Source organism: Clostridium gasigenes, assembly GCF_900104115.1.
Taxonomy (GTDB): domain Bacteria; phylum Bacillota; class Clostridia; order Clostridiales; family Clostridiaceae; genus Clostridium; species Clostridium gasigenes.
Genome location: NZ_FNJM01000005.1, coordinates 45,559 through 62,935 on the forward strand (window position 1 = coordinate 45,559; position 17,377 = coordinate 62,935).

General features: G+C 33.8%; 32 protein-coding genes. All 32 read left to right on the forward strand.

Annotation, left to right across the window (positions count from 1 at the left end; all coding sequences use genetic code 11):
* Window positions 1–79: 79 nt before the first annotated feature.
* The 32 genes from tuf (at window position 80) to BLS77_RS10295 (ending at window position 17,365) form a co-directional block, all read left to right on the forward strand.
* Entirely contained in the window at window positions 80–1,273 is a 1,194-nt protein-coding gene (tuf, locus tag BLS77_RS10140) for an elongation factor Tu (RefSeq protein ID WP_089969057.1), read from the forward strand.
* Between the two features lie 700 nt (window positions 1,274–1,973).
* Window positions 1,974–2,282, forward strand: coding sequence for a 30S ribosomal protein S10 (gene rpsJ / locus BLS77_RS10145; RefSeq protein WP_089969058.1), 309 nt, complete (start codon window positions 1,974–1,976; stop codon window positions 2,280–2,282).
* Window positions 2,283–2,358: 76 nt separating this feature from the next.
* Window positions 2,359–2,988, forward strand: a complete 630-nt coding sequence (rplC, locus tag BLS77_RS10150) for a 50S ribosomal protein L3 (RefSeq protein WP_089969060.1) — start codon at window positions 2,359–2,361, stop codon at window positions 2,986–2,988.
* A 24-nt stretch (window positions 2,989–3,012) separates the two neighbouring features.
* The gene (gene rplD, locus BLS77_RS10155) at window positions 3,013–3,633 is read left to right on the forward strand and encodes a 50S ribosomal protein L4 (protein ID WP_089969062.1); all 621 of its coding nucleotides are present in this window, start codon (window positions 3,013–3,015) and stop codon (window positions 3,631–3,633) included.
* Window positions 3,633–3,929, forward strand: coding sequence for a 50S ribosomal protein L23 (rplW, locus tag BLS77_RS10160; RefSeq protein WP_089969063.1), 297 nt, complete (start codon window positions 3,633–3,635; stop codon window positions 3,927–3,929). The genes rplD and rplW overlap by 1 nt, the downstream gene beginning before the upstream one ends.
* 61 nt (window positions 3,930–3,990) lie before the next feature.
* Window positions 3,991–4,824, forward strand: coding sequence for a 50S ribosomal protein L2 (gene rplB / locus BLS77_RS10165; RefSeq protein ID WP_089969065.1), 834 nt, complete (start codon window positions 3,991–3,993; stop codon window positions 4,822–4,824).
* A 67-nt stretch (window positions 4,825–4,891) separates the two neighbouring features.
* Entirely contained in the window at window positions 4,892–5,176 is a 285-nt protein-coding gene (gene rpsS, locus BLS77_RS10170) for a 30S ribosomal protein S19 (RefSeq protein WP_089969066.1), read from the forward strand.
* A gap of 21 nt (window positions 5,177–5,197) precedes the next feature.
* A complete protein-coding gene (gene rplV, locus BLS77_RS10175) occupies window positions 5,198–5,533 on the forward strand; it encodes a 50S ribosomal protein L22 (RefSeq protein WP_089969068.1) in 336 nt (111 codons plus the stop codon).
* Between the two features lie 18 nt (window positions 5,534–5,551).
* On the forward strand, window positions 5,552–6,202 hold the full coding sequence (gene rpsC / locus BLS77_RS10180) for a 30S ribosomal protein S3 (RefSeq protein WP_089969070.1): 651 nt from the start codon (window positions 5,552–5,554) through the stop codon (window positions 6,200–6,202).
* Window positions 6,203–6,219: 17 nt separating this feature from the next.
* Window positions 6,220–6,654 carry a 50S ribosomal protein L16 gene (rplP, locus tag BLS77_RS10185; RefSeq protein WP_089969071.1) on the forward strand — a complete coding sequence of 145 codons (435 nt, stop codon included), beginning with the start codon at window positions 6,220–6,222 and terminating at the stop codon, window positions 6,652–6,654.
* Window positions 6,654–6,866 carry a 50S ribosomal protein L29 gene (rpmC, locus tag BLS77_RS10190; protein WP_089969073.1) on the forward strand — a complete coding sequence of 71 codons (213 nt, stop codon included), beginning with the start codon at window positions 6,654–6,656 and terminating at the stop codon, window positions 6,864–6,866. Before rplP ends, rpmC begins: the two co-directional genes overlap by 1 nt.
* Before the next feature lie 22 nt (window positions 6,867–6,888).
* The gene (gene rpsQ / locus BLS77_RS10195) at window positions 6,889–7,143 is read left to right on the forward strand and encodes a 30S ribosomal protein S17 (RefSeq protein ID WP_089969074.1); all 255 of its coding nucleotides are present in this window, start codon (window positions 6,889–6,891) and stop codon (window positions 7,141–7,143) included.
* A 28-nt stretch (window positions 7,144–7,171) separates the two neighbouring features.
* Complete coding sequence (gene rplN / locus BLS77_RS10200) at window positions 7,172–7,540, forward strand: 50S ribosomal protein L14 (protein ID WP_089969076.1); 369 nt, start codon at window positions 7,172–7,174, stop codon at window positions 7,538–7,540.
* A 17-nt stretch (window positions 7,541–7,557) separates the two neighbouring features.
* Window positions 7,558–7,872: a 50S ribosomal protein L24 gene (gene rplX, locus BLS77_RS10205; protein ID WP_089969077.1), complete on the forward strand. Its 315-nt coding sequence runs from the start codon at window positions 7,558–7,560 to the stop codon at window positions 7,870–7,872.
* A gap of 22 nt (window positions 7,873–7,894) precedes the next feature.
* On the forward strand, window positions 7,895–8,437 hold the full coding sequence (gene rplE, locus BLS77_RS10210) for a 50S ribosomal protein L5 (protein ID WP_089969079.1): 543 nt from the start codon (window positions 7,895–7,897) through the stop codon (window positions 8,435–8,437).
* A 15-nt stretch (window positions 8,438–8,452) separates the two neighbouring features.
* Window positions 8,453–8,638, forward strand: a complete 186-nt coding sequence (locus BLS77_RS10215) for a type Z 30S ribosomal protein S14 (RefSeq protein WP_089969081.1) — start codon at window positions 8,453–8,455, stop codon at window positions 8,636–8,638.
* 31 nt (window positions 8,639–8,669) lie between these two features.
* Complete coding sequence (gene rpsH / locus BLS77_RS10220) at window positions 8,670–9,068, forward strand: 30S ribosomal protein S8 (protein ID WP_089969083.1); 399 nt, start codon at window positions 8,670–8,672, stop codon at window positions 9,066–9,068.
* Between the two features lie 64 nt (window positions 9,069–9,132).
* A complete protein-coding gene (gene rplF / locus BLS77_RS10225) occupies window positions 9,133–9,675 on the forward strand; it encodes a 50S ribosomal protein L6 (RefSeq protein ID WP_089969084.1) in 543 nt (180 codons plus the stop codon).
* A 19-nt stretch (window positions 9,676–9,694) separates the two neighbouring features.
* On the forward strand, window positions 9,695–10,054 hold the full coding sequence (rplR, locus tag BLS77_RS10230; protein ID WP_089969086.1) for a 50S ribosomal protein L18: 360 nt from the start codon (window positions 9,695–9,697) through the stop codon (window positions 10,052–10,054).
* 19 nt (window positions 10,055–10,073) lie between these two features.
* Window positions 10,074–10,571 (forward strand): 30S ribosomal protein S5, encoded by a 498-nt coding sequence (gene rpsE, locus BLS77_RS10235; RefSeq protein ID WP_089969088.1) that lies wholly within the window; start codon window positions 10,074–10,076, stop codon window positions 10,569–10,571.
* Window positions 10,572–10,583: 12 nt separating this feature from the next.
* Window positions 10,584–10,763: a 50S ribosomal protein L30 gene (rpmD, locus tag BLS77_RS10240; RefSeq protein ID WP_089969089.1), complete on the forward strand. Its 180-nt coding sequence runs from the start codon at window positions 10,584–10,586 to the stop codon at window positions 10,761–10,763.
* A gap of 22 nt (window positions 10,764–10,785) precedes the next feature.
* Window positions 10,786–11,226, forward strand: a complete 441-nt coding sequence (rplO, locus tag BLS77_RS10245; protein ID WP_089969090.1) for a 50S ribosomal protein L15 — start codon at window positions 10,786–10,788, stop codon at window positions 11,224–11,226.
* Window position 11,227: 1 nt separating this feature from the next.
* Window positions 11,228–12,505: a preprotein translocase subunit SecY gene (gene secY / locus BLS77_RS10250; protein ID WP_089969091.1), complete on the forward strand. Its 1,278-nt coding sequence runs from the start codon at window positions 11,228–11,230 to the stop codon at window positions 12,503–12,505.
* Between the two features lie 22 nt (window positions 12,506–12,527).
* A complete protein-coding gene (locus tag BLS77_RS10255; RefSeq protein ID WP_089969093.1) occupies window positions 12,528–13,178 on the forward strand; it encodes an adenylate kinase in 651 nt (216 codons plus the stop codon).
* Window positions 13,178–13,924, forward strand: a complete 747-nt coding sequence (gene map / locus BLS77_RS10260) for a type I methionyl aminopeptidase (RefSeq protein ID WP_089969096.1) — start codon at window positions 13,178–13,180, stop codon at window positions 13,922–13,924. The genes BLS77_RS10255 and map overlap by 1 nt, the downstream gene beginning before the upstream one ends.
* An 86-nt stretch (window positions 13,925–14,010) precedes the next feature.
* Window positions 14,011–14,292, forward strand: coding sequence for a KOW domain-containing RNA-binding protein (locus BLS77_RS10265; protein ID WP_089969099.1), 282 nt, complete (start codon window positions 14,011–14,013; stop codon window positions 14,290–14,292).
* A 7-nt stretch (window positions 14,293–14,299) separates the two neighbouring features.
* On the forward strand, window positions 14,300–14,518 hold the full coding sequence (gene infA / locus BLS77_RS10270) for a translation initiation factor IF-1 (protein WP_089969102.1): 219 nt from the start codon (window positions 14,300–14,302) through the stop codon (window positions 14,516–14,518).
* 47 nt (window positions 14,519–14,565) lie between these two features.
* Window positions 14,566–14,679 (forward strand): 50S ribosomal protein L36, encoded by a 114-nt coding sequence (rpmJ, locus tag BLS77_RS10275; RefSeq protein ID WP_039312872.1) that lies wholly within the window; start codon window positions 14,566–14,568, stop codon window positions 14,677–14,679.
* A 223-nt stretch (window positions 14,680–14,902) separates the two neighbouring features.
* Window positions 14,903–15,271 carry a 30S ribosomal protein S13 gene (gene rpsM, locus BLS77_RS10280; RefSeq protein ID WP_089969105.1) on the forward strand — a complete coding sequence of 123 codons (369 nt, stop codon included), beginning with the start codon at window positions 14,903–14,905 and terminating at the stop codon, window positions 15,269–15,271.
* A 15-nt stretch (window positions 15,272–15,286) separates the two neighbouring features.
* Window positions 15,287–15,682 (forward strand): 30S ribosomal protein S11, encoded by a 396-nt coding sequence (rpsK, locus tag BLS77_RS10285; protein ID WP_089969108.1) that lies wholly within the window; start codon window positions 15,287–15,289, stop codon window positions 15,680–15,682.
* 12 nt (window positions 15,683–15,694) lie between these two features.
* Window positions 15,695–16,315, forward strand: coding sequence for a 30S ribosomal protein S4 (rpsD, locus tag BLS77_RS10290; protein ID WP_089969111.1), 621 nt, complete (start codon window positions 15,695–15,697; stop codon window positions 16,313–16,315).
* A 102-nt stretch (window positions 16,316–16,417) separates the two neighbouring features.
* Entirely contained in the window at window positions 16,418–17,365 is a 948-nt protein-coding gene (locus BLS77_RS10295) for a DNA-directed RNA polymerase subunit alpha (RefSeq protein ID WP_089969114.1), read from the forward strand.
* Window positions 17,366–17,377 lie beyond the last annotated feature (12 nt).

A 17,377-nucleotide genomic window follows, 5' to 3' on the forward strand; every position in this document is an offset into this window, starting at 1 on the left:
TATAGAAAAATTATGTTAAAATAGATATAATAAATATGAAGGTTCATATAATTAATTTTAATACAAGGAGGAATTTACAATGGCAAAGCAAAAATTCGAAAGAAGTAAACCACATGTAAATATTGGAACAATTGGTCACGTAGATCACGGTAAGACAACATTAACAGCTGCTATAACAACAGTATTAGCAACAAAAGGATTCGCGGAGGCTTTCAACTATGCAGATATAGATAAAGCACCCGAAGAAAAAGAGAGAGGTATTACAATTAATACAACTCACGTAGAATATGAAACAGAACAAAGACATTATGCACACGTTGATTGTCCAGGACATGCCGATTATGTAAAGAACATGATTACAGGAGCAGCACAAATGGATGGAGCAATATTAGTATGTTCAGCAGCAGATGGCCCAATGCCACAAACTAGAGAACATATACTATTAGCATCAAGAGTTGGAGTTGACTATATCGTTGTTTTCTTAAATAAAGCAGATATGGTAGATGATGAAGAATTATTAGAATTAGTTGAAATGGAAGTAAGAGAATTGTTATCAGAATACAACTTCCCAGGAGATGATATTCCGGTAATCAAGGGTTCAGCTTTAGTAGCGTTAGAAAATCCAACAGATGAAAAGGCAATTGCGCCAATTATGGAATTAATGGATGCAGTAGATAGCTACATACCAACTCCAGAAAGAGCAACAGAAAAGCCTTTCTTAATGCCAATAGAAGATGTATTTACAATCACTGGTAGAGGGACAGTTGCAACAGGAAGAGTAGAAAGAGGAATTCTTAAGGTATCAGACGAAGTTGAAATCGTTGGATTAGCAGAAGAAAGCAGAAAAGTTATAGTAACAGGAATAGAAATGTTTAGAAAATTACTAGACGATGCAAGAGCAGGAGATAATGTAGGAGTTCTTTTAAGAGGGGTTCAAAGAGCAGATATTGAAAGAGGTCAAGTATTATCAAAAGTTGGCGGAATCAAACCTCATACTAAATTTGTAGGTCAAGTATATGTACTTAAAAAAGAAGAGGGTGGAAGACATACACCATTCTTTGATGGATATAGACCACAATTCTACTTTAGAACAACAGATGTAACTGGATCAATCAAGTTACCAGACGGAATGGAAATGGTTATGCCTGGAGATCATATAGATATGAATGTTGAATTAATCAACAAAGTAGCTATGGATGAAGGTTTAAGATTTGCAATCAGAGAAGGTGGAAGAACTGTAGGTTCAGGAGTTGTTACTAGCGTAAAAGAATAATAATATTCGTTTAAGCTGATAATTACTTTATAATTTTTAAAATAAAAGGCGCTTATAATGTGATCACAAAATAAAAGAGTAAAGGGACGCCTTTACTCTTTTTTTATTGTCAAAAATATAATACATAAAGTAAAAATTATGAGAATTATAAAATATATTCAATTTATAATTAATAAAAATATATTTTATAGATAATAACTAAAAAATTAATCTTAATAAGTAGAAAATATAAGATGTTATTTGAAATTCTAAATTATTTGATAAATTATTATTTGGACTATGAAAATGTTTAACATCTTGTATAATGGGTATAATATTAATAATAAAAATCTTTATGTGAAAAATACAATGAAAAAAATGTTGATTTAAATCTAAAATCAGAATAGAATAGATTTGCAAACAAAATTAAATTAGAAAATCACAAATATATAGATATAAAAAAGTAAAAAAAAAGGCTAAAAAAAGTCTTGTCAAAGATATGTAAAGATAGTATAATAAAATAGTTGTATAGCATACAGCGATGAGTTGAGAGGTTGCCGGACTTCCGGGTAATTCTTAATGAGTATGTCAGGATCTAGAATCCGACGACAGGGATTTTATAATTTGTTTGGGTAAAAGTATGAAACACCAGGAACAGTTTATAGAACAACCACTGTTGTGCGTTAGAAGTAAAGCGTACATGAAAAGGAGGGAAACCAAGATGTCAAAACAAAAAATTAGAATCAGATTAAAGGCTTTTGATCATACAATATTAGATCAATCAGCTGAAAAAATCATTGAAACAGCAAAGACAACAGGAGCTAAGGTTGTAGGACCTGTGCCTCTACCTACTGAAAAAGATGTTATAACAATATTAAGAGCTGTTCATAAATATAAAGATTCAAGAGAACAATTCGAAATTAGAACACACAAGAGATTAATCGATATAGTTAATCCATCACCAAAAACTGTTGATGCATTAATGAGATTAAATCTACCAGCTGGTGTCGATATCGAAATTAAGCTGTAATAGCAATATTAAATAAACAGTTTGAACTATTATGATTGCGATGCAATCCACTAATATGTTTAGGAGGTGTAAATACATGAAAAAAGCTATATTAGGAAAGAAAATAGGAATGACTCAAATTTTCGATGAAAATGGTAGAGTTATACCGGTAACAGTAGTAGAAGCTACTCCATGTGTTGTTGTTCAAAAGAAAACTATTCAAAAGGATGGTTATGACGCAATACAAGTAGGTTTTGGAGAAATAAGAGAAAAGCTTGTTAACAAGCCAAAGAAGGGACATTATGCTAAGGCTGGTGTATCTTTAAAGAGAAGATTAAGAGAATTTAGACTTGAAGATTGTTCAACTTATGAAGTAGGGCAAGAAATTAAAGTTGATGTATTTGTAGTGGGAGAAAAGATTGATGTATCAGGAGTTTCTAAAGGTAAGGGATTCCAAGGGGTTATCAAGAGATGGAATGCTAATAGAGGTCCTATGACTCATGGTTCTAAGTTCCATAGAGCAGTAGGTTCAATGGGAGCTTCATCAGATCCTTCAAAAACATTCAAGAACAAACATATGCCAGGTCATATGGGAGCTGTTAATAAAACAGTACAAAATTTAGAGGTAGTTAAGATTATAGCTGAGAAAAACTTAATACTAATCAAGGGTGGTATCCCAGGACCTAACAAAGGTACAGTAGTAATAAGAAATGCAGTTAAAGCTTAATTTCTGTAGAAAGGAGGAAACAAAATGTCTACAGTAGGATTATTTAACCAAGAAGGTAAACAAGTTGGAGATATCCAATTAAATGATAGCGTGTTCGGAGTTGAAGTTAACGAGAATGCAATGCATCAAGTTGTTATAGCTTTATTAGCTAACAAAAGACAGGGAACTCAATCAGCTAAAACAAGAGCTGAAGTTAGAGGGGGCGGAATTAAGCCTTGGAGACAAAAGGGAACTGGTAGAGCGAGACAAGGTTCTATTAGAGCACCTCAATGGATCAAAGGTGGTATAGTATTCGCACCAAAGCCAAGAGATTATAGAATGGCAACACCAAAAAGCATGAGAAGAGTAGCTATGAAATCTGCTTTAACATGTAAAGTTCAAGCTGGTGAAATGATAGTATTAGAAAGCTTAGAATTTGAAACTCCAAAGACTAAGTTAGTTATTGAAATGTTAAAAGCTTTTGAAGCTAAGAAAACATTGATAATAACTGCTGAATCTAATGAAGCAGTTTACAAATCAGCAAGAAATATACCTGGAATAGCAATAATTCCAGCAAACAACATCAATGTTTATGATTTACTAAAGTATAACAAAGTAATGATAACTAAAGATGCTGTATCAAAGATCGAGGAGGTGTACGCATAATGAGTTTAAATAGCCATGATATAATAAGAAAGCCTGTTATAACTGAAAAGAGTATGGCTGCTATGGCAGAGAAAAAGTACACTTTCATAGTTCAAATAAACGCTAATAAAGTTCAAATAAAGAGAGCGATTGAAGAAGTTTTCGGTGTTACAGTTGAAAATGTTCAAACAATGAGAACTATGGGAAAAACTAAAAGAATGGGCGTACATGTAGGTAAGAGAGCTGACGTTAAGAAAGCAATCATTACATTATCACAAGAAAGTAAAACTATTGAATTCTTTGAAGGAATGCAATAGTATAATAAGCGGAGTATTGGTGTAATTCGCCAGATAAGCTTAAAGTAAGGAGGGAATTTACATGGCAGTTAAAAAGTTTAGACCAACCACACCATCAAGAAGAGAGATGACAATGGCTACATTCCAAGAAATAACTACGGATACACCAGAGAAATCACTTCTTGTTTCTTTAAAGAAAAGTGGAGGTAGAAATTCTCAAGGTAAAATAACTGTTAGACACCGTGGTGGTGGAGCTAAGAGAAAATATAGAATAATAGATTTTAAGAGAAATAAGGATGGTATTCCAGCAAAAGTTGCTACTATAGAATACGATCCAAACAGAACTGCATACATTGCTTTAGTAGTATATGCTGATGGAGACAAGAGATACATTATCTCACCAAATGGATTAAAAGTTGGAGATGTAATAGTATCTGGAGCAGATTCAGATATCAAACCAGGTAATACTCTTCCATTAGGAAATATTCCAGTTGGTACAGTAGTTCATAACATTGAATTACAAGCTGGAAAAGGAGCACAACTAGTTAGATCAGCTGGTACAAATGCTCAATTAATGGCTAAAGAAGGGAACTATGCAACATTAAGATTACCTTCAGGTGAAATGAGATACGTAAGAATCGAATGTAGAGCTACAATCGGTACTGTATCAAATGCTACTAGTAATATTATCAATATTGGTAAAGCTGGTAGAAAAAGACACATGGGCTTCAGACCAACAGTTAGAGGGTCTGTAATGAATCCTTGCGATCACCCTCATGGTGGTGGTGAAGGTAAATCACCAATCGGTAGACCAAGTCCAGTTACTCCTTGGGGAAAACCAGCACTTGGATACAAGACTAGAAAGAATAAAAAATATTCTGATAGATTCATAATAAAGAGAAGAAACGATAAGTAGTCTGGGGAGAATATAATTTCTCTTCGCAGCTTGTCATCATAGAGATTATGAAGGGAGGCAAAATATAGTGAGTAGATCAACTAAAAAAGGACCTTTTATAAAGGAAGGGCTTTTAAAGAAAATCGAAGAAATGAATGCTAATAGTGAAAAGAAAGTTATTAAGACTTGGTCAAGAAGTTCAACTATTTTTCCACAAATGATTGGGCATACAATCGCTGTTCATGATGGTAGAAAGCATGTTCCAGTATATGTAACTGAAGATATGATAGGACATAAACTTGGAGAGTTTGCTTTAACAAGAACTTATAGAGGACACGATTACGATGAGAAATCATCAAGGAAAAGAAAGTAATTCCGGAAAGGAGGAACATAAATGGAAGCTAGAGCTATAGCTAAATATGTGAGAATGACTCCAATGAAAGTCGGAGTAGTTCTTGGATTAATTAGAGGAAAAAATGTTGACGAAGCCTTCGCAATATTACAATATACTCAAAGAGATGCGGCAGTAGTTATTAATAAAGTGTTAAAATCAGCTGTTGCAAATGCAGAGAATAATCACGAATTAGATCTAGATAAGTTATATGTTGCAGAGACATTTGTAGGTGCAGGACCAACTTTAAAGAGATTTAGACCGCGTGCACAAGGTAGAGCGTTCAAAATTCTTAAAAGAAGTAGTCATATAACTGTGATAGTTAAAGAAAGATCTTAGTAGAAGGAGGGAAAACAATTGGGTCAAAAAGTACATCCTCACGGACTTAGAGTAGGAGTTATAAAAGGTTGGGACGCTAAGTGGTATGCTTCAAAGAAGAACTTTGCTGATAACCTTATAGAAGACAATAAAATAAGAGTATTCGTTAAGAAAGAACTTTTTGTAGCTGGAATTTCAAAAATTCAAATTGAAAGAGCAGCTAAGAGAATAAAACTAAATATACACACTGCTAAACCAGGTGTTATAATTGGAAAAGGTGGATCAGGAATCGAAGCTTTAAAAGTTAAATTAGCTAAGATAATTGATGGAAAAAACATCTTAATCAATATAGTTGAAGTTAGAAATACTGAAACTGATGCTCAGTTAATGGCAGAAAATATCGCTGCTCAATTAGAAAAGAGAGTATCATTCAGAAGAGCTATGAAGCAAACAATCCAAAGATCTATGAGACAAGGCGCAAAGGGTGTTAAAACTGCTTGTGCAGGTAGATTAGGTGGAGCTGAAATAGCAAGAACAGAGCAATATCATGAAGGAAGAATTCCACTACAAACTTTAAGAGCAGACATAGATTATGGGTTTGCTGAAGCTGATACAACTTATGGAAAGATCGGTGTTAAGGTTTGGGTTTATAATGGAGAGATTCTTCCAACTAAAAAAGTTAACGCGTAAGAAAGGAGGAATTGATCATGTTAATGCCTAAAAGAGTTAAGCATCGTAAGGTACAACGTGGTAGGATGAAAGGAAAAGCTACTAGAGGGAATTTCCTTGCATACGGAGATTATGGTATCCAAGCGACAACTTGTGGCTGGGTTACAAGTAATCAAATTGAATCTGCCAGAATTGCTATAAACAGACATATCAGAAGAGGTGGAAAACTTTGGATAAAGATTTTCCCAGATAAACCAGTAACTGAAAAACCAGCTGAAACTAGAATGGGTTCAGGTAAAGGTTCACCAGAATATTGGGTAGCAGTAGTTAAACCAGGTAGAGTATTATTCGAATTATCAGGTGTTACCGAAGAAACTGCAAGAGAAGCTATGAGACTAGCGTCACATAAGCTACCTGTAAGAAGTAAATTCGTTAGCAGAAAAGATTTTGAGGAAATGGGTGGTGAAGAATAATGAAGGCTAGAGAATTACAAGAATTAAGAGCAAATGATCCTCAAGATTTAAAGCTTAAGCTAAATGAACTTAAGGCTGAATTATTCAACTTAAGATTCCAATTAGCTACAGGTCAATTAGAAAATCCAATCAGAATAAGAGAAGTCAAGAAGTCTATAGCTCAAATCAAAACCATCATTAGAGAAGAAGAGATTAGAGCATTCGCACAGTAAGACTGAAAGGAGGTAACGCCTCATGGAAAGAGGATTAAGAAAGAAAAAAATAGGTAAAATTGTTTCAGATAAAATGGAAAAAACTGTTGTAGTTGCCGTTGAAACTAAAGTTAGACATCCACTATACGGTAAAATACTAAAAAGAACTACAAAGTTCAAAGCTCATGATGAAAATAATGAAGCAAACATTAACGATAGAGTATTAATCATGGAAACAAGACCATTATCAAAAGATAAAAGATGGAGACTTGTTGAGATAATAGAAAAAGCGAAATAGAATTTAAGACCGAAAGGAGGATAATTCAATGATACAACAACAAAGTAGACTTAAAGTAGCTGATAACTCAGGTGCTAAGGAAATCATGTGTATCAGAGTTTTAGGTGGATCAAAAAGAAAGTTCGGTAACATTGGAGATATTATAGTAGCCAGCGTTAAAAGTGCAACACCAGGCGGAGTTGTTAAAAAAGGTGACGTTGTTAAAGCTGTTATAGTAAGAACAGTTTACGGACTAAGAAGAACAGATGGTTCATACATCAAATTTGATGAGAATGCAGCTGTTATTATAAAAGACGACAAGCAACCAAGAGGAACTCGTATCTTCGGACCAGTTGCTAGGGAGCTAAGAGATAAAGAATTTAATAAAATATTATCACTAGCACCTGAAGTTCTATAATAGAGGAGGTGGCTAATTTGAAGGTACACGTTAAAAAGAACGATACAGTAGTAGTTATATCTGGTAAGGATAGAGGGAAGACTGGAGAAGTTTTAAAAGTAGCTCCAAAGAATGGTAAAGTTACAGTTCAAGGAGTTAACATAGTTAAGAAGCATCAAAAACCAAATAGAGCTAATGCTCAAGGTGGTATAATAGAAAAAGAAGGAGCTATATACAGCTCAAAAGTAATGTTATATTGCACAAAATGCAAAAATGCTACAAGAATTAGCAGTAAAATCTTAGAAGATGGTACTAAGGTTAGAGTTTGCAAAAAGTGTGGAGAAACATTCTAGAATCTGAAAGGAGGTACTCAATATGACACCAAGACTTCAAGAGAAGTATGAAAAAGAAGTAGTGCAAGCTATGATAGAAAAGTTTGGATATAAAAATATTATGCAAGTTCCAAAGCTTGAAAAAATTGTCATTAATATGGGAGTTGGAGAAGCTAAGGATAATCAAAAAGTTTTAGAATCAGCAGTTAGTGATTTAACTATAATTGCAGGTCAAAAACCTATATTAACAAGATCAAAGAAATCAATTGCTAACTTTAAGATCAGAGAGAATATGGCATTAGGATGTAAAGTTACATTAAGAAAGGCAAACATGTATGAATTTGCTGATAAGTTAATGTCAATAGCACTTCCAAGAGTTAGAGATTTCCAAGGAGTATCAAGTAAGTCATTTGATGGAAGAGGTAACTACTCTGTAGGAATCAAAGAACAACTAATATTCCCAGAAATAGAATATGATAAGATTGATAAGGTTAGAGGAATGGATATTATCTTCGTAACATCAGCTAATACTGACGAAGAAGCTAGAGAATTATTAAGATTCCTTGGCATGCCGTTCGCTCAATAATAAGGAGGGAAAACCATGGCACGTAAGGCAATTATTGAAAAGTGGAAACTAGAACCGAAGTTTAAAACAAGAGCCTATACAAGATGTAGATTATGTGGTAGACCACATTCAGTACTAAGAAAATTTGGTATATGCCGTATATGCTTTAGAGAACTTGCTTATAAGGGAGAAATTCCTGGATGTAGAAAAGCAAGTTGGTAATAAACGGATGTAGTGAAAGGAGGCACATTAAATGGTTATGACAGATCCTATCGCAGATTTGCTAACTCGTATAAGAAATGCAAATGCTGTTAAACATGAAGTAGTAGAAATTCCTTCATCAACTGTGAAGAAGGCTGTTACAGATATATTATTACAAGAGGGATATATAAAAGCAATAGAGGAATACAACGATGGTGTTGTTCCGATGTTAAGAGTATCTCTTAAGTATGGTTCAAATAAAGAAAAAGTTATAACTGGTATAAAGAGAATATCTAAACCAGGATTAAGAGTTTACTGTAAAAGAGATGAAATTCCAAAGGTTCTTAATGGCTTAGGAATAGCGGTTATATCAACTTCAAAAGGTTTAGTTGTTGATAGAGAAGCTAGAAAAATGGGCTTAGGCGGAGAAGTTCTTTGCTACGTTTGGTAATTTTATAATTTAAAAGTAACTAAATAACATATATACATGAACAAGTAATACAGGAGGTGAAATTATGTCAAGAGTAGGTAGATTACCGATAGCTATACCTGCCGGCGTAACTGTAACTATTGCAGCAGATAATGTTGTTATAGTTAAGGGTCCAAAGGGCGAGCTTGTTAAGACTATGCACAAAGACATGAATATAGCAATTGAAGACAACCAAGTTGTTGTTACAAGACCTAGTGATCAAAAAGATCATAGAGCCCTTCACGGGTTAACTAGAGCTCTAATCAATAACATGACTATTGGAGTAGAAAAAGGATACGAAAAAACTCTAGAATTAGTTGGTGTTGGTTATAAAGCTCAATTACAAGGAACTAAACTTGTAATGAATTTAGGATATTCACATCCAGTTGAAATAACTCCAAGAGAAGGTATAACTTTCGAAACTCCATCTGTAACTAAAATTATAGTTAAGGGTATCGATAAAGAAAAAGTTGGAGCCGATGCTGCGGAGATAAGATCATGGAGAGTTCCTGAACCATATAAGGGTAAGGGAGTTAAGTACGAAAACGAAGTGATCAGACGTAAAGAAGGTAAAACTGGTAAGAAATAATTAGAGAGGAGTGAACCTTATGTTCAAGAAGGTAGACAGAAAAGCTTCTAGAGAGAGACGTCACCTTAGAGTACGTAAAAAAGTTTCAGGTACTCCTGAGAGACCAAGACTTTCAGTATATAGAAGTGAAAAAAATATATATGCTCAAATTATAGATGATGTTAATGCTGTTACTTTAGTATGCGCTTCAAGTGTGGAAAAAGATTTTACAGCAGCAGGCGGAAATAAAGAAGCATCTAAGCTTATAGGAGCTTTAGTTGCAAAAAGAGCAATTGAAAAAGGAATTCTTGATGTAGTATTCGACAGAGGTGGATACATATATCATGGAAGAATTCAAGAATTAGCCGAGAGCGCTAGAGAAGCAGGCTTGAAATTCTAAAAAACGAGGAGGGAAATACATGAGAATCGATCCTAGCACACTTGACCTTAAAGAAAAGGTTGTTTTTATAAACAGAGTAACTAAGGTTGTTAAAGGTGGTAGAAACTTCAGATTCAGCGCATTAGTAGTTGTAGGTGATGAAAACGGACACGTAGGCGTTGGTATGGGTAAGTCAATAGAAATCCCTGAAGCAATAAAAAAAGGAATAGAAGATGCTAAGAAGCAAATGATTACAGTTGCTATGGTAGGCACAACTGTTCCTCATCAAATATATGGTAAATTTGGAACTAGTAAGGTTCTTATTATGCCAGCTAAAACAGGTACAGGAGTTATTGCTGGAGGTCCAGCAAGATCAGTACTTGAATTAGCAGGAGTAAAGGATGTTAGAGCTAAATCATTAGGTTCTAATAATCCAAAAAACATGGTTAGTGCTACTATTAACGGGTTAGCAAACTTAAGAACAGCTGAAGATATAGCTAAATTAAGAGGCAAAACTGTTGAAGAGATATTAGGATAGGAGGTATAAGCAATGGCTAAGATTAAGATTACTTTAGTAAAGAGCTTAATAGGTAGAAAGAAAAACCATATCGCTACTGCAAATGCCCTTGGACTAAAAAAAATTGGTAAAACAATAGAACATGAGGATTCTCCTCAAATCAAAGGTATGATTAAAAAAGTAGATTATCTACTAAAAATAGAAGAAGTTTAAGAACGAGGAGGTGCATTGTGTAATGAAACTTCATGAATTAAAATCACCAGAAGGAAGTAGAAAAGCTCCTAAGAGACTTGGTAGAGGTACTGGTTCAGGTACTGGTAGAAATGCCGGAAAAGGTGAAAAAGGCCAAAACTCTAGATCAGGTGGAGGAACAAGACCAGGATTCGAAGGTGGTCAAATGCCACTATTTAGAAGACTTCCTAAGAGAGGATTCACAAATATATTTGCTAAGAAAATCGTTAGTATAAACGTTGATAGATTAAATATATTTGAAAATGGAACTGAAATAACTCCAGAATTATTACTTGAAAGAAGAGTAATAAGCAAAAGATTAGATGGAGTTAAAATTTTAGGTAACGGGACATTAGAAAAAAGCTTAACTGTTAAAGGATGTAAATTCTCAAAGTCAGCTGTTGAAAAGATAGAAGCAGCTGGAGGAAAAGCTGAGGTGATTTAGTATGCTATTAACCCTACGTAATGCCTGGAAGGTTCCCGAATTAAAGAAAAGATTTTTATGGACTATATTCTTAGTTGCAATCTTTAGGATAGGAATACATCTTCCTGTTCCTGGGATTGGAACAGAATACTTATCTGGATTAATAGAATCAGATAGTTTGCTTGGATTTTACAACTTAATTTCCGGTGGAGCTTTCAGTAATTTTAGTATATTCGCGTTAAGTGTTACACCATATATAAATGCATCGATTATTATGCAATTGCTTACTATTGCCATTCCTTCATTAGAGCAACTTTCTAAAGAAGGAGAAGATGGTAAAAAGAAGATTCAAAGTATAACTAGAATTCTTTCTATAGCAATTGGTTGTATTCTTGCATTTGGAACATACTCAATGATAAGAGGCACAGGTGCTACAGCTGGATTCACTGCAATTCAAGTTTTAGTACTTATAGTAACACTTGTTGTTGGCTCTACATTCTGTATGTGGCTTGGTGATCAAATCACTGTAAAGGGATTTGGTAATGGAATATCCATATTAATTTTTGTAAATATAATATCCCAATTACCCAAAACTGCGAAAACCTTAGCGGTTGGAAAACAGTCTGGTGAAATTGGAATAATAGAAATTGCGTTATTCTTAATATTTGTAGCAGCATTGCTGTTTATAGCTGTATTTTTCTCTTTAGCAGAAAGAAGAATACCAGTACAATATGCAGGAAAAGCTGTAGGAAATAAGGTTGCGAGAGCGCAAACTACTCATATACCATTAAGCATAATTGGATCAGCAGTAATAGCGATAATATTTGCTATGTCAGTTATGATGTTTCCACAGACAATAGCTACAATCTTTCCGGATAAAGAATGGGCAATGGCGATAACCGGGAGCAAATATAGTATATTTAATAAGAATTCCTGGATGTATCCAGTTTGTTATTCTATATTTACTGTATTCTTTACTTGGTTCTATACCCAAATAACATTCAAACCAGATGAGATGGCAGAGAATCTGCATAAATCAGCAGGTTTTATCCCAGGAATAAGACCAGGGGAAGCAACAGAAAAGTTTTTTGAAAGAGTACTTACAAGAGTATCTCTAATCGGAGGATTATTTGCAGCATTCCTTGCAATAACGCCAATATTAATTGAAAATTATACAGCTTTAAAAGGAATCAGTTTTGGAGGAACGTCTTTATTAATAATAGTTGGAGTTGCCATGGATTTCTCAAGACAACTTGACTCACAATTAGTAATGCGTCACTATAAAGGATTCTTAAAATAGATTAATAATGGAGATGATGCCCGTGAAGATTATTTTATTAGGTCCTCCTGGAGCAGGAAAAGGAACACAGGCAAAATCAATTAGTAATAGATACTCTATACCACATATTTCAACAGGAGATATTTTCAGAATGAATATTTCTCAAAATACTCCTTTAGGAATAGAAGCTAAGGAACACATGGATAAGGGACATTTAGTTCCAGATGAAGTTACCATTAATATGGTAAAAGATAGACTTGCTCAAGAGGACTGCATGGGTGGATATCTTTTAGATGGATTCCCAAGAACAGTTTTTCAAGCAGAATCACTTCAGAACTTTTTAACTGAAAGAAATGAAAAACTAGATACTTCTTTATTAATAGAAGTACCTATGGAATTTATTTTGGAAAGAATGATAGGAAGAAGAGGTTGTCAATCTTGTGGAGCTAGTTATCATATTAAATTCAATCCTACAAAGGTTGAAGGTAAATGTGATGTATGTGGTAGTGATATAGTCCAAAGAAAAGATGATGTAGAAGAGACTGTAAGAGAGCGACTTGATGTGTATGAAAGACAAACGCAACCACTGATTGATTTTTACAAGGAAAGAAACTTACTTTCAACAGTAGATGGAACAGAAGCTATTAATGAAGTTTTTGAAAGTATTTGCACAATTTTAGGGAGCAAAAAATAATGATAATTATTAAGAGCGAAAAAGAAATTGATTTAATGCGAATTGCTGGAAAAATAGTCGCTGAGACATTATTACTTGTTGGAGAAAATGTTAAACCAGGTATAACTACTGCTGGATTAGATAAAATAGCAGAAGAATTTATAACTAAGCATGGAGCAAAGCCTTCATTTAAAGGGCTATATGGGTTTCCTGCTTCACTATGTATATCTGTTAACGAGCATGTAGTTCATGGGATACCAGGAAGTTATGTATTAAAAGATGGTGATATAATTAGTGTAGACTGTGGAGCCTGTATAAATGGTTTTCATGGAGATGCAGCTAGAACATTTGCTGTTGGAAATGTATCTGATAAAGCTAAAGATTTAATTAGAGTTACTGAACAAAGTTTCTTTAAGGGAATTGAATATGCAAAAGTAGGTAATAGACTAACTGATATATCACATGAGATACAAAACTACGTAGAAGCTTCAGGTTTCTCTGTAGTGAGAGATTTCGTAGGACACGGTATAGGTAGAGTTGTACACGAAGATCCCGAAGTACCTAATTTTGGTAAAGCGGGGAGAGGTCCAAAATTAATAGCTGGAATGACTTTAGCTATTGAACCAATGATTAATGTTGGAACCTATAAAGTTAAAACATTAAACGATGATTGGACCGTAGTAACTAGTGACGGAAGTCTATCTGCGCACTACGAAAATACTGTTGTAATTTTACCAGATGGACCCGAAATATTAACACTAATTTAAAATAGTGTTGCTTAGTTATAAATTCGCATGATACCACAAGGTGACTTGTAGATTTATGGCTAAGGTAATCATCGAGGTGAAAAAATTTGCAAAACAATGACTTGATTGGGAAAGTAGTTTCTTCTGTTGCTGGAAGGGATAAAAGTTGTTTATATGTGATTGTAGATTGCATAGATAATGACTATATGCTTTTAAGCAATGGAAACACAAAAACAATTCAGATGCCGAAGAAAAAGAAACTAAAACATTTACTTGTTTTAGATGATATAAGTGATGATATTAAAGTTTTAATATCATCAAAAAATAGAGGTGCTGATTTAAAAATCAAGAGATTTCTAAAACTTAAAAGCATTGTTAAGGAGGGTTGATTACCTTATGTCAAAAGATGATGTTATAGAAATGCAAGGTACTGTATTAGAATCTTTACCAAATGCTATGTTCCAAGTTGAACTAGAAAGTGGCCAAACGATTTTAGCACATATATCAGGCAAACTAAGAATGAATTTCATAAGAATTCTACCAGGAGATAAAGTAACACTTGAAATATCTCCATACGATTTAAGTAGAGCAAGAATTACTTGGAGAGCTAAATAAGGGGAGTATTAAATTACTTACCAGAACAATTACAAGGAGGGTTAGCGATGAAAGTAAGACCATCAGTTAAGCCTATTTGCGAAAAGTGCAAAGTTATAAGAAGAAAAGGAAGAGTAATGGTTATCTGTGAAAATCCTAAGCACAAGCAAAAGCAAGGCTAATATAATTAAGTATTAGGCAAAAAAGTATTATATTACTATATAATAATTATTGACATTTACTTTAAAGTCACATATGATTATATAGGCATTTTAATTAAATAAGTAAATTTTAGGGCGGCTGACCGATAGATGAATAAAAATCTATCGACCTAAAATTTTATTATATAAAGCACAAAAATAATTAACTTTTATGCATTTCAATTATCAGGAGGTGTAAGTTTTAATGGCAAGAATATCAGGAGTAGATCTACCAAAAGAAAAAAGAGTTGAGATAGGTCTAACATATATATATGGAATAGGACTTTCTACTTCACATAAGATTTTAGCAGCTACTGGAGTTAATCCAGATACTAGAGTTAAAGATCTTAGCGAAGAAGAAGTAAATGAAATCAGAAATTTCATAACTAAGAGTATAATGGTTGAAGGTGACTTAAGAAGAGATGTTTCTTTAAACATTAAGAGATTAGTAGAAATAGGATGTTATAGAGGAATCAGACATAGAAAAGGTCTTCCAGTTAGAGGTCAAAAGACTAAAACTAACGCAAGAACTAGAAAAGGTCCAAAGAAAACTATGGCAAATAAGAAGAAGTAGTGAGGAGGGAATTCGATGGCAGCTCAAAAAGTCAAAAAGACTAGAAGAAAAAAAGAGAGAAAGAATGTTGAGCATGGTGCTGCACACATCAAGTCAACTTTCAATAACTCAATAGTTACTTTAACTGATGCGTCAGGAAATGCTTTATCATGGTCAAGTGCAGGATCTTTAGGATTCAGAGGATCAAGAAAAAGTACTCCATTTGCAGCACAAATGGCAGCAGAAAAAGCAGCAGAAGGTGCTATGGAACACGGTTTAAAGAGTATAGAAGTTTACGTTAAGGGACCGGGCTCAGGTAGAGAAGCAGCAATAAGATCTCTACAAGCAGCAGGATTAGAAGTAACTCTAATTAAAGATGTTACTCCAATTCCTCACAACGGATGTAGACCACCAAAAAGAAGAAGAGTCTAGGAGGTGTAATTAATGGCAAGATATACTGGAGCTACATGCAGATTATGTAGAAGAGAAGGTATGAAACTGTTCCTTAAGGGAGATAGATGTTTTACAGATAAATGTGCTTTTGTTAGAAGAAGCTATGCGCCAGGACAACATGGAGCGGCTAAGAAAAAGGTTTCTAACTATGGAGTTCAATTAAGAGAAAAGCAAAAAGCTAGAAGAATATACGGAGTATTAGAAGGCCAATTCAGAACTTATTACGAAAAGGCTGACCATATGAGGGGTATCACTGGTGAAAACTTACTTAAATTATTAGAAATGAGATTAGATAACGTTGTTTACAGACTAGGATATGGTGCTTCAAGAAATGAAGCTAGACAATTAGTTAATCATGGTCATTTCTTAGTAAATGGTAAAAAAGTTGATATTCCATCATACAGAGTTTCTGTTAATGATGTGATTTCAGTTTGTGAAAAGAGCAGAGGAACTGAAAAGTTCAAGACTTTTGTTGAAAATCCAAAAACTCTACCAAAATGGTTAGAAGCTAACGTTGAAAACTATGAAGGTAAAGTAGTTGCTGAGCCAACAAGAGAAGACATTGACGTTCCAGTTAACGAAACTCTTATTGTTGAGTTATATAGCAAGTAATAAACTATTATTTGGGATTTTAAGACTTGTTCTTAGTCCCAAATATAGAATCAGTTGCCCTCAGAATAAGGTTGCCATTTTAAATATAAGGAGGGTTTGTACATGTTAGAAATAGAAAAGCCAATGATAGAATGTATAGAAGCGAATGAATACGGTACTTATGGTAAATATGTGGTTGAACCACTAGAAAGAGGATACGGTATAACTCTTGGAAATGCTCTAAGAAGAATATTACTATCATCACTTCCAGGTGCGGCAACAACATCTGTAAAAATAGATACAGTACTTCATGAATTCTCAACTGTACAAGGCGTTAAGGAAGATGTTACTGAGTTAATCTTAAACATTAAATCTTTAGCGTTAATAATGAATGGTGATGGTCCTAAGACTATATATATAGATGCTCAAGGACCAGGAGAAGTTACAGGTGCAGATATAAAAACTGATGGAGACGTTGAAGTTGTAAGTAAAGACCTACATATTGCAACATTAGACGATAATGCAAAGTTATATATGGAATTAACAGTTAATAAAGGTAGAGGATATGTTACTCAGAACAAAAATAAGAGTGACGAACTTTCAATATCATCAATAGCTGTAGATTCAATATATACACCAGTTAAAAGAGTTAACTTTACAGTAGAAAATACTAGAGTAGGTCAAATTACTGATTATGATAAGTTAACTTTAGAAATCTGGACTAATGGAACTATTAAAATTGATGAAGCTATAAGCTTATCATCAAAAATTCTTATAGAGCATTTTAAATTATTTATGTCATTAGGCGACAGTACTAATGATGTAGAGATAATGATAGAAAAAGAAGAAGACAAAAAAGAAAAAGTACTAGAAATGACTGTTGAGGAACTTGATTTATCAGTTAGATCATATAACTGTTTAAAGAGAGCTGGAATAAATACAGTTCAAGAACTTGCTGGAAAGTCTATGGATGATATGATGAAGGTAAGGAATCTAGGAAAGAAGTCTTTAGAGGAAGTCGAAAGAAAGCTTAAGGAATTAAGCTTAGGATTAAGACTAAACGATGAGTAAGGAGGTAAATCC